The sequence below is a fragment of the Phocaeicola sp. RTP21198st1_B8_RTP21198_201120 genome (assembly GCF_040929485.1).
GTDB lineage: Bacteria > Bacteroidota > Bacteroidia > Bacteroidales > Bacteroidaceae > Phocaeicola > Phocaeicola dorei.
Window position 1 is genome coordinate 1 of sequence record NZ_JBCOCI010000108.1, and the last position, 11272, is coordinate 11272.

Annotated in this window: 11 protein-coding genes and 1 pseudogene; 9 read left to right on the forward strand and 3 right to left on the reverse strand. The window is 42.9% G+C overall.

Going from position 1 to position 11272, the window contains the following annotated elements; translation table 11 throughout:
• From AB5935_RS21995 to lysA, 3 genes and pseudogenes are all read left to right on the forward strand, one after another.
• A pseudogene (locus tag AB5935_RS21995) lies at positions 1-237 on the forward strand (phosphonate ABC transporter ATP-binding protein); the annotation flags it as partial.
• A 13-nt stretch (positions 238-250) separates the two neighbouring features.
• The gene (locus AB5935_RS22000) at positions 251-1570 is read left to right on the forward strand and encodes an aspartate kinase (RefSeq protein WP_005841213.1); all 1320 of its coding nucleotides are present in this window, start codon (positions 251-253) and stop codon (positions 1568-1570) included.
• A gap of 107 nt (positions 1571-1677) precedes the next feature.
• Positions 1678-2838, forward strand: coding sequence for a diaminopimelate decarboxylase (gene lysA / locus AB5935_RS22005; RefSeq protein ID WP_007832610.1), 1161 nt, complete (start codon positions 1678-1680; stop codon positions 2836-2838).
• A 64-nt stretch (positions 2839-2902) separates the two neighbouring features.
• Here the strand turns inward: lysA and AB5935_RS22010 are convergent, their stop codons facing one another.
• Positions 2903-3409, reverse strand: coding sequence for a hypothetical protein (locus tag AB5935_RS22010; protein WP_007832608.1), 507 nt, complete (start codon positions 3407-3409; stop codon positions 2903-2905).
• 204 nt (positions 3410-3613) lie between these two features.
• Between AB5935_RS22010 and AB5935_RS22015 the strand changes: the two genes are divergently transcribed.
• The 4 genes from AB5935_RS22015 (at position 3614) to AB5935_RS22030 (ending at position 6548) form a co-directional block, all read left to right on the forward strand.
• Positions 3614-4771: a glycosyltransferase gene (locus AB5935_RS22015; protein WP_007840360.1), complete on the forward strand. Its 1158-nt coding sequence runs from the start codon at positions 3614-3616 to the stop codon at positions 4769-4771.
• Between the two features lie 48 nt (positions 4772-4819).
• A complete protein-coding gene (locus tag AB5935_RS22020) occupies positions 4820-5095 on the forward strand; it encodes a putative quinol monooxygenase (protein ID WP_007832603.1) in 276 nt (91 codons plus the stop codon).
• Positions 5096-5649: 554 nt separating this feature from the next.
• Positions 5650-5931, forward strand: coding sequence for a LysO family transporter (locus AB5935_RS22025; RefSeq protein ID WP_007846535.1), 282 nt, complete (start codon positions 5650-5652; stop codon positions 5929-5931).
• On the forward strand, positions 5928-6548 hold the full coding sequence (locus tag AB5935_RS22030; RefSeq protein WP_007832595.1) for a lysine exporter LysO family protein: 621 nt from the start codon (positions 5928-5930) through the stop codon (positions 6546-6548). The genes AB5935_RS22025 and AB5935_RS22030 overlap by 4 nt, the downstream gene beginning before the upstream one ends.
• Positions 6549-6873: 325 nt before the next feature.
• Here the strand turns inward: AB5935_RS22030 and AB5935_RS22035 are convergent, their stop codons facing one another.
• Both AB5935_RS22035 and AB5935_RS22040 read right to left on the reverse strand, forming a co-directional pair.
• Complete coding sequence (locus tag AB5935_RS22035) at positions 6874-8118, reverse strand: ABC transporter permease (RefSeq protein ID WP_007832592.1); 1245 nt, start codon at positions 8116-8118, stop codon at positions 6874-6876.
• Position 8119: 1 nt separating this feature from the next.
• Entirely contained in the window at positions 8120-9322 is a 1203-nt protein-coding gene (locus tag AB5935_RS22040) for a pyridoxal phosphate-dependent aminotransferase (protein WP_007832590.1), read from the reverse strand.
• Between the two features lie 165 nt (positions 9323-9487).
• Between AB5935_RS22040 and AB5935_RS22045 the strand changes: the two genes are divergently transcribed.
• Together AB5935_RS22045 and AB5935_RS22050 are read left to right on the forward strand one after the other, a co-directional pair.
• Positions 9488-10723: a fucose isomerase gene (locus AB5935_RS22045; RefSeq protein ID WP_007832588.1), complete on the forward strand. Its 1236-nt coding sequence runs from the start codon at positions 9488-9490 to the stop codon at positions 10721-10723.
• A gap of 95 nt (positions 10724-10818) precedes the next feature.
• Positions 10819-11272 (forward strand): DUF4494 domain-containing protein (locus AB5935_RS22050; protein ID WP_368327568.1); only part of this gene is annotated, 454 nt, incomplete at its 3' end.

Consider the following 11272-nt stretch of genomic DNA (forward strand, 5'->3'; position numbering starts at 1 on the left):
CTGGCGGATGAACCAACCGGAAATCTGGATGTGGAAACAGGTAAAGCCATCGTTGAATTGTTGCACAATATCTGCGAATCCGGCTCATCGGTAGTGATGACGACGCACAATTTGCAACTGTTGAAAGATTATCCGGGCAGGGTATATCGTTGTGCCGACCATCAGATTGTAGATGTGACTGATGAATATATGCCCAGACAGAGAACAATAGAAATAGAGTTAAATATAGATAACTAAAACAGTAACGAAAATGAAAGTTTTAAAGTTTGGAGGTACTTCGGTAGGTTCTGCACAAAGAATGAAAGAAGTAGCCAAATTAATTACCGACGGTGAACAGAAGATTGTTGTACTTTCAGCCATGTCTGGAACAACAAACACGTTGGTTGAAATTTCGGATTATCTGTATAAGAAAAATCCCGAAGGTGCGAATGAAATCATTAACAGACTGGAGGCTAAATATAAACAGCATGTTAATGAACTTTATTCTACTGACGAGTATAAGCAGAAAACACAGGAATTTATAAAAGCACAGTTCGATTATATTCGTTCGTATACAAAAGATATTTTCACACTGTTCGAAGAAAAAGTAATCCTGGCACAAGGCGAGTTGATCTCTACCAACATGGTTACCAACTATTTGCAGGAACAAGGGGTCAACGCCATCTTACTTCCGGCATTGGAATTCATGCGCACGGACAAGAACTCGGAGCCCGACCCTGTATATATCAAAGAAAAACTGGCCGCACAGCTAGAAATACATCCGGACGCTGAAATTTATATCACACAAGGTTTTATCTGCCGTAACGCCTACGGCGAGATAGATAATCTGCAACGTGGCGGAAGCGACTATACCGCATCACTGATCGGTGCCGCTGTAAATGCCTCTGAAATCCAGATATGGACAGATATTGACGGTATGCACGATAATGATCCGCGCATCGTAGACAAGACTTCTCCCGTACGTCACCTGCACTTCGAAGAAGCTGCCGAATTGGCCTACTTTGGTGCGAAGATTCTGCACCCTACTTGCGTACAGCCTGCCAAATATGCCAATATTCCCGTCCGTCTGCTTAATACAATGGAACCTACAGCCCCGGGAACTTTGATTTCCAATGATACGGAAAAAGGCAAAATCAAGGCAGTTGCAGCCAAAGACAATATCACTGCCATCAAGATCAAATCAAGCCGTATGTTACTGGCCCACGGCTTCTTGCGCAAAGTATTCGAAATCTTCGAAAGCTATCAGACCTCTATCGACATGATCTGCACTTCAGAGGTTGGCGTTTCCGTATCCATTGATAACACCAAACATCTGAATGAAATTCTGGACGACTTGAAGAAATATGGTACAGTAACCGTAGATCAGGACATGTGTATCATCTGTGTAGTCGGTGACCTGGAATGGGAAAATGTAGGCTTTGAAGCCAAAGCGTTGGACGCCATGCGCGACATACCGGTACGTATGATTTCATTCGGCGGTAGCAACTACAATATTTCTTTCCTGATTCGTGAAGAAGACAAGAAGAAAGCATTGCAGTCATTAAGCGATCATTTATTCAACAATAAATAATTTCTACTGTAGGGGCGGATTCAATCCGCCCGAATACATCTCACTTTATAAAGTTGGTGTTTTCGGGCGAATTTAATTCGCCCTTGCTCATAAAAACAAAATACAATATGAAAGGAACATTCCCCGTAAACAAGTTCAGAGAGTTGGAAACTCCCTTTTACTATTACGATGTCAATGTGCTGCGAGAAACCTTGTCATGCATCAATAAAGAAGCAGGCAAATACAATAATTTCTGCGTGCATTACGCCGTAAAGGCCAATGCTAACCACAAAGTCCTGACAATTATCCGCGAAAGCGGTCTGGGAGCCGACTGTGTAAGTGGCGGAGAAATCCGCGCAGCCATTAAGGCCGGATTCCCGACAAACAAAATAGTCTATGCAGGTGTAGGTAAAACAGACTGGGAAATTAATCTGGGTCTGGATTATGATATTTTCTGCTTCAATGTAGAGTCCGTACCCGAACTGGAAATCATTAATGAACTAGCTTCCGCCAAAGGCAAAACAGCCCGTGTAGCTTTCCGTATCAATCCGAATGTAGGTGCGCATACCCATGCAAATATCACCACCGGACTAGCAGAGAACAAATTCGGTATCAGCATGGAAGATATGGACAAAGTGATCGATATGGCCGGAACATTGCCTCATGTAAAATTTGTAGGCTTACATTTCCACATCGGTTCTCAGATTTTGGATATGGGTGATTTTGTAGCCTTGTGCAACCGTGTAAACGAACTACAGGAAAAACTCTATGCCCGCCAAATCATAGTAGAACATATCAATGTAGGCGGCGGTTTAGGAATTGATTATGCACACCCCAACCGTCAAGCCATCCCCAACTTCACGGAATACTTTGCCACTTATCACAAGCATCTGAAACTGCGCCCCCAGCAAACTTTACATTTTGAACTGGGACGTGCCGTAGTAGGACAGTGCGGCAGCCTTATCAGCAAAGTGATTTATGTAAAGCAAGGAGCCAACAAACAGTTCGCCATATTAGATGCCGGCATGACTGACTTGATTCGTCCCGCCCTTTATCAGGCATACCATAAAATAGAAAATATCACTTCGGAAGAACCTATGGAAACTTACGATGTGGTAGGCCCCATCTGCGAATCATCCGATGTATTCGGCAAAGCTATTGATTTGAACAAAGCACACCGTGGCGACCTTTTCGCTCTCCGTTCAGCAGGAGCATATGGTGAAATTATGGCATCGGCTTACAATTGTCGTGCATTGCCCAAAGGATATACTTCAGAAGAGTTAGTATAAACCAACTCCAACTGCCTGAATAAATAAGAAACAGCGCCGCTTTGATACAAAGCGGCGCTGTTTCTTATTTATCTTCCGGAATGAAATCTTCTTTTATAAATTCATCATACACACGCCGCGGATGATCCGCTTTTGAGAATCCATTATTACCAAAATTCTGTTCACGGAATTTCTTTAGCTTTAAATTATCTTCCGCATACTCACGCAAAGTTTTCTGCTTACCTCCTAATATAGAACTATCCAGCACCTCACATTCCAACAGATTTTCCTTCGGAGTAATTATTGGAAGGAGCTTCTGTTCCAAAAAACCACGATAGGCCCCCACATACTCACACCAACACTCCCCTTTCACCTCATAAATACGATAAGTGTACTTAGACAAAGCTGTTTTAATAAAAATTTCATTCCCCATCACCTCGGCCACGGCTTCTAAGTTATAAGCCAAGTCTTTAATCTTGATAATCTTCTTTCCCGACTCATCTTCCTTGATTTCCGTAGCCCAAAAATCGGAATGCATAAGCTGATCAAGTATATTGATCAAACTTTCTTTAATCTCAAATTGTATTCTCATAATAATTGCCCGTTGGTCAGGACTTGTTACAGGTTTCAGTTAACTTCTTTAAATATAGCAATTATACTTGAAAAATATTCACGAAAACACACTTTTAACATTAAATTATAATTAAATCTGAGCTTTTGAATAAATAAAGAATATTCATTCTGCTACAATTCAATTATTTGCTGTATTTTTGCACGTTTTTAATACAGATCACACATGGAACTATTCACCATAGATACAATCTTACCAATAGCTTCGGGAGCCTTGTTTATCACGCAGGCTGTTTACTATCTAGGGCTATATAACAAACTATACACTCACAGCAGAGAAACAGCATATGCCACTGATATAAATACTCAAAATCCTCCACTGTCTGTCATTATTGTGGCAAAAGACGCCACCCACGAATTACAAGAAAACCTCCCATTTATTTTAGAGCAGGACTATCCGGAATTCGAAGTGATTGTGATTTACGACCGCCCGGCGGATGATTGTGACAATACGTTGAAATTACTGGAAGACAAATACCCCAATCTCTATCATACCTTTATCCCCGACAGTGCACGTTATATCAGCCACAAAAAACTGGGAATAACAATGGGAATTAAAGCCAGCCGTCATGAATGGCTGGTATTTACCGAACCCGATTGCCGTCCGCAAAGCAATCAATGGCTGAAACAGATGGCACGTAATTTCACACCTGCCACCGAAATCGTTTTAGGCTACAGCAACTACGAAAAAGTACCGGGATGGTTTAATAAGAAAATCACTTTCGACACATTACTGAATTCTATGCGTTATTTGGGTATGGCTGTTTCCGGACATCCCTACATGGGTACAGGAAGGAATATGGCTTATCGGAAAACGCTGTACTACAAGCAGAAGGGATTTGCCTCCCACCTGAATCTGCAACGTGGAGAAGATGATTTGTTTATCAATGAAACAGCCCGTGCACACAATACACGAGTTGAAGCCAGCCCTGAAAGTCTGATGCGAATCGCCATGCCTAAATATAAAAGAATATGGTGTGAAGAGAAAATAAGCTATGCGGCTACCAGCCGGTTATTTCATGGAACCGCCCGTTATCTCATGGGATTTGAAACTTGCAGCAGATTCTTGTTCTATACAGCCATCATCGCCACTATAACCATCAGTATTCTTCTCCACCAATGGACTATTGCAGCCATTGCCGTTTTGCTATGGTTAGCACGCTTCACGATGCAACTGATTGTTTTCAGAAAAACCGCCAAAGTTTTTGGCGAACGGAAGTTCTGTGCACTACTCCCCTTATTCGATTTTCTGCAACCTGCATGGAATGGGGTATTCAAATTACAACGTAAATTCAGACGGAAAAATGAGTTTATGAGAAAATAAAAAGAGAATGAAACCAACTATACATTTCTTAATTTAATAATACGAATTATGATCAGATTAAATGTTTTTATCCAAGTAAACGAGAGTAACCGCAATGCTGTCTTAGAAACAGCAAAGGAATTGGTAGCACAATCTTTAAACGACAACGGTTGTATCGCTTATGATGTTTTTGAGAGCGCCACACGTAAAGATGTACTTATGATTTGCGAAACATGGAAAGATGCTGAGTCACTGGATGCACACGAAAAGGCTGCACATTTTATAACCTTGGTTCCTAAATTGCAAGAATTGGGCAAGATGAAATTAGAAAAATTTGAATTCTAATCCGGTTATCCATCTTGATCCGACAAAAACAAATCAGGGTTTGTATAAACAAGCCCTGATTTATTTTTATCCGCCAAGAAAGGTTATGCAAGAAACACTTTTCCACCAATGTAATCACTGCCTGAAAAAATAGAAGAGTATCACATTATCCAGCATAACAAATTGAAACCTTTTATCGCTTTATATTCTCTAACACACCCCGAACAGCCCCTTTTCATTGTTTTCACCCACCCATGCACATGCAATATTATTCGGTCAAACTATAAATGTAACAATTTAAAATCTTCTTTTTACAACGAAATATCACCAATATTGTTTGTTTTATATCATATTTCGCTTCAATAAGATTTAATATGTATATTATTTGCATATTAAAGACAATTACTCTACTTTTGCACCCGTTTTAAAAACAATAAAAAGTTTCAAATTGAAAGCATAAGTATGAAAATAATCTGGTCCATCCGTTCTTTCAACTTTACCAATATACCGTAAATGCGTTTGTCTAGAAGCGTGTTATAAGTAGTATTGTAAAATCAGAAAAACAGTTGAATCTCATGTTTACTTTCATTTCTATAATGGCTGTCGGAGTCCTTATAGGCTATCCCTTACGCCATAAATCCCAAATACGCAAGATCACTCCTCTCATCCATATCGTGGTCTGTCTGCTACTTTTCTTACTAGGTCTCTCTATTGGTCTTAACAGACTGATTATTGACAATCTTGGTTACTTCTGCGGCCAGGCAGCCGTCATCTCCTCATTAAGCATATTGGGCAGCATGATGGCCTCCCTTGCAGTATACCGCATCTTTTTTCAGAGGAAAGGGGGCAAACGGTGAAAAGTAGTCTTGTAACTCTAGCCTTTTTCTTGTTTGGCTGCGTAGCCGGAGTCAGCTATGCGGTGGACTTCGACGTACACCAAACCTCTGTATATGTACTATATGTACTGATGCTGTTACTCGGCATTAATCTTGGAAGCAACCGCAACCTCAGGCAGTTTGTTTTATCCCTCAATTTCAGGACACTGCTCGTACCCTTTGCCACCGTAAGCGGTACTCTGTTGTTTTCCGCTATCGGAGGCTTTCTCTTGAGCCGCTGGAGTATCTTCGACTGCATGGCTGTCGGAAGCGGATTCTCCTATTATTCCGTTTCCTCCATCCTTATCACGCAGATCAAATCCCCCTCCATCGGTGTGCAGCTTGCTACCGAATTGGGGACCATCGCGCTACTATCCAATATCTTCCGGGAAATGACCGCCTTGATAGGAGCTCCCCTTTTCCGCAAATATTTCGGTTATCTGGCACCTATCTCGGCGGCGGGCATCGGTTCTTCCGACATTTCCCTGGCAGCCATCGCACGCTGCTCCGGACCGGAAGCCGTACCCGTGGCCATCGTCCACGGCATACTGATAAACATAAGCATGCCTTTCTTCGTTTCTTTCTTTTGCAAACTGTAAGCTGAAGGAAGTGACATACTATACATAACTTTACATTCTCTCTATAAAGAACCGGCCCTGTCACGAATTCGCAGCAGGGTTGGTTCTAACACATCCGCCCAACTAAAGCATTTCTTCCTAACAATTAAGCCTTTTCTTTCTATCAACTACTACAGACTTTCACAACAGACCGTACAGTCCACTATAATGGACTATACGATTCACTGTAGGAAACTGTAGTACATTACCGCATAAAAAAACTTAATCATAAGAAAAAAAGACCTTAGCATTATAAGAAAAAAAGGATTAATACCGGATATACGGAAAAAGCAGAAAGAGAATCTTCTCATTCAAACCGAATAGATTTTGCCGGATGAATACGCGTCACCAGAAATGACGGCCCGACAAGCATCAGCACCGATACCAGCAAGGTACAGACATTCAGCAACAAATAAATCCAAATATTGAATTCAATAGGAACACGATCTACATAATAAGTGGCAGGGTCCAGTTTGAAAAGATGAAATTGAGATTGAATAAAGCATAATGCCACCCCGATGATATTTCCCCATACCATCCCCCTGCCAATCAAGAATACCGAAAAACTGAGGAATATCTTACGAATAGCAAAATTATCAGCACCCAATGCTTTCAGCACCCCGATCATATTGGTACGTTCCAGAATGATAATCAGCAAACCGGATATCATGGTGAATCCTGCCACCCCCGTCATGAGAAACAGGATAACCCACACATTCATATCCAGCAAATCCAGCCATGCAAATATCTGAGGATTGACTTCCTCCACACTCTGAGTATAGTAAGTACCTCCGTATGCATCCACCTGCGTATCCACCCGTGCACGGATTTCCTCTTTCACCGACTCCAACCGGCTATACTCATTCACTTCCAGTTCTATACCACTCACCTGCCCTTTCTGCCAACTATTCAAACGGTTCACCGTATATAAGTCGGTTATCAGAAACAAATCATCGTATGCGGAAAAATTGGTCTGATAGATGCCGGCTACAGTAAGACGACGTGCACGCACATTGTCCTCTATATAATAGGTATAGATTTTATCACCCAGTTTCAGATGTAGTCTGTCGGCAATAGTGCGGGACACCAATACCTTATTAGTAGAGGCAGTATCCGAGAAAACAGGAATCTCCCCTTCCTGCAAATGATTCTTTAAAAACCTCCAGTCGTATTCATGAGAAACACCTTTCAGCACCATTCCCTGAAAGCTGTCGCTTGTCATTATCATTCCCGGCTTGGTGGAATAGCGCTGCACGTGCTTTACTCCTTCCAGTGTTTTCAACAGATGGAGCAAACTGTCGTTGGCTACAATGGGAACCGTCTGATAAGATTGCTGGGAGTCGAAGTTAGTTATTACGATATCGGCCCCCAAGCCTACCACCTTGTCGCGTACCTCATGTTTGAAACCGATCACCACCGCTACCGACACAATCATGACGGCCAGCCCGATAGCTATGCCCAGCATAGCAATGCGGACGGCAGGCTTGGACACCTCTTTTCCACCCTCATTGCTGCGATAGATGCGTCTGGCAATAAAGAGCTTCCAGTCCATATCAGTCTTCTACTCTTCCGGGATATGCTTCCAATGCCTTACGCAGTACGAACAACGCACGGACCAGATCCTCTTTCTTCAACACGTAGGCAATACGCACCTCATTACGGCCTGCACCCGGAGTAGTATAGAATCCGGCAGCCGGAGCCATCATGACCGTCTCGCCTTCATAGTTGAATTCCGACAGACACCATGCACAGAACTTTTCACTGTCGTCCACCGGCAATTTGGCAACCGTATAGAATGCACCCATCGGTATAGGTGAATAAACACCCGGAATACGGTTCAGCCCGTCAATCAAGCACTTACGGCGCTCCACGTATTCGTCATACGTCTCGCGTGTGTACTCTTCGGGGGCATCCAATGAAGCTTCGGCAGCAATCTGACCGATCAAAGGAGGACTCAGACGTGCCTGGCAGAATTTCATGACGGCATTTCTCACTTCCTTATTCTTGGTAATCAACGCACCGATACGGATGCCGCATTCGGAATAACGCTTGGACACCGAGTCAATCAGCACCACATTTTCTTCAATGCCTTCCAAGTGACAGGCAGAAATATAAGGAGAACCGGTATAAATAAACTCGCGGTACACTTCATCCGAGAACAGGTAAAGATCATACTTCTTCACCATGTCACGAATCTGGTTCATCTCGCGGCGGGTATACAAATAGCCGGTCGGATTATTCGGGTTACAGATCAGAATAGCTTTTGTGCGTTCGTTTATCAACTCCTCGAACTTCTCCACTTTCGGCAGGGAGAACCCTTCCTCAATGGTAGTCGTCACCGTGCGGATCACGGCACCCGCCGAAATGGCAAACGCCATATAATTGGCATAGGCAGGTTCCGGCACAATGATCTCATCTCCCGGATTCAAACAACTTAGAAAAGCAAACAGCACCGCTTCCGAACCTCCGGTAGTGATGATGATATCATCGGCAGACAAGTTGATGTCATATTTCTTATAATAACCCACCAGCTTCTCGCGATAGCTGCGGTATCCCTGGCTGGGACTATATTCCAAAACGGTACGGTCAATATTACGAATCGCATCAAGGGCCGCTCGCGGAGTAGGCAGGTCGGGTTGACCGATATTCAGGTGATACACATGAACTCCTCTCTGTTTTGCAGCATCGGCCAGCGGTGCCAATTTGCGAATTGGCGATGCGGGCATCTCGTTTCCTCTGATGGATATTATTGGCATAATGTTATAAAAATTATTTAATCGAAGTGCAAAGATAGACTTTCGCAACCAACCGAGCAAACAATTAATTAAGAATTTAAATCTTTGTTATCTTAATGCGCATTTTTTAGGGTTATTAAAAAAAAACATGTAAGTTTGTTCCAGTAAAACAAAGCAAAATATCAAATGAATCTATACCTGATAACCTTCCAGTCCTCCTTGAACAGAATTGAGTCTGTATATGATTGCCATAAAGATTTATTTGTGGAAATCGAGAAGTTTTTCACGCTTCATCTGGTACCTTATACAGAGGCTGCAAGTATTCCGGCAGATGCCTACCGGATGGCTTTCATCGCTTCGGGCGGGGTAGAAAAAATGGTCACCCAACACTTCGAACTACTTCCCTATCCTATCCATCTGCTGACCGACGGACAACAGAACTCACTGGCTGCTTCCCTGGAAATAGCTACATGGATACGCAGCAAAGGAATGAAAGTACATATTATTCATGGCACTATCCCCAATATGGTGAGACAACTGATAGATCATCACAAGGCTTTCGCCGCCCAGCGCGAGGTAAGAGGAAAACGAATCGGAGTTGTGGGATATTCTTCTCCGTGGCTGGTGGCCAGCAATGTAGATTACCTGCTTGCCAGACGCCGCTGGGGAATAGAGTTCATTGATATCCCCATGGAGGAAGTGTATTGTCTTTTTTATCAGATAAAGGATGATGATATAGGATATGAGGCGTCCGTATTTGCCAACCGTGCCATTGCCTGCCGGGAAGGGACTCCGGAAGATTTGCTGAAAGCCATGCGTCTTTATCAGGCAGTGAAAATTATTTGCGAGAAAAAAAAGCTGGATGCAGTAACCCTCTCCTGCTTCTCCCTGATTGAGAAATTAGGAACAACTGGATGTCTGGCACTTGCCCTGCTTAATGATGAAGGCATTCCGGCCGGATGTGAAGGAGACTTACAATCCATCTTTACTCTGCTCATCGCCAAGACACTGACCGGCCAGGCAGGATTCATGGCGAATCCGGCATTCATCAACGATGACCTGAACGAAATAGTGATGGCTCACTGTACGATTGCCACCAAAATGGTGGATCAGTTTATCATCCGGAATCATTTTGAAACAGAAACCGGAATAGCCATACAGGGTATTTTGCATCCGGGAGGCATCACGATGATAAAATGCGCAGGAGAATGCCTGGACGAGTATTTCGTATCCACAGGCCAACTGATAGAAAATACCAACTACATCAATGCCTGCCGCACACAAGCAAGAATCAAACTGGACAAATCGGTAGACTATTTTATGCGTAATCCTTTAGGTAACCATCACATCATATTAATGGGCGATCATGAAAAAGTGATTCACGAATTCATGCAATTGAACAGCTGCAAACTAGTGGAATAAGGAAAGCATGAAGAAATTAAGTAAAATGGGAGATGAAGATTAAATAAATTGTATCTTTGTATCCAATTTAATATTCAATAAAACAATAAACTTTTATGATGCATACTTGGTTTGAATGTAAGATACGTTACGAAAAAGTCATGGAAAACGGCATGAACAAGAAAGTAACGGAACCCTATTTGGTTGACGCGCTGAGCTTTACTGAAGCAGAAGCCCGTATTATTGAAGAAATCACTCCGTATATCAGCGGTGAGTTCACTGTTTCGGACATCAAACGAGCCAACTACAGCGAACTGTTCCCCTCTGAAGAAGATGCAGCCGACCGCTGGTTTAAGTGCAAGCTGTTCTTCATCACGCTGGACGAAAAAAGCGGAGCAGAAAAAAAGACCTCCACTACCGTACTAGTACAAGCTTCCGACCTGCGCGACGCTGTAAAGAAACTGGACGAAGGAATGAAAGGTACAATGGCAGACTACGTGATTGCATCCGTAGCCGAAACCGCCATCATGGATGTTTACCCATACGAAGCCGAACCGGATGTGAAACCTG

Excerpts from the sequence above, each read along its gene's own strand:
- AB5935_RS22000 (WP_005841213.1), top strand. The coding sequence starts at position 251 with ATGAAAGTTTTAAAGTTTGGAGGTACTTCGGTAGGTTCTGCACAAAGA.
- lysA (WP_007832610.1), top strand. The coding sequence starts at position 1,678 with ATGAAAGGAACATTCCCCGTAAACAAGTTCAGAGAGTTGGAAACTCCC.
- AB5935_RS22010 (WP_007832608.1), bottom strand. The coding sequence starts at position 3,409 with ATGAGAATACAATTTGAGATTAAAGAAAGTTTGATCAATATACTTGAT.
- AB5935_RS22015 (WP_007840360.1), top strand. The coding sequence starts at position 3,614 with ATGGAACTATTCACCATAGATACAATCTTACCAATAGCTTCGGGAGCC.
- AB5935_RS22020 (WP_007832603.1), top strand. The coding sequence starts at position 4,820 with ATGATCAGATTAAATGTTTTTATCCAAGTAAACGAGAGTAACCGCAAT.
- AB5935_RS22025 (WP_007846535.1), top strand. The coding sequence starts at position 5,650 with ATGTTTACTTTCATTTCTATAATGGCTGTCGGAGTCCTTATAGGCTAT.
- AB5935_RS22035 (WP_007832592.1), bottom strand. The coding sequence starts at position 8,118 with ATGGACTGGAAGCTCTTTATTGCCAGACGCATCTATCGCAGCAATGAG.
- AB5935_RS22040 (WP_007832590.1), bottom strand. The coding sequence starts at position 9,322 with ATGCCAATAATATCCATCAGAGGAAACGAGATGCCCGCATCGCCAATT.
- AB5935_RS22045 (WP_007832588.1), top strand. The coding sequence starts at position 9,488 with ATGAATCTATACCTGATAACCTTCCAGTCCTCCTTGAACAGAATTGAG.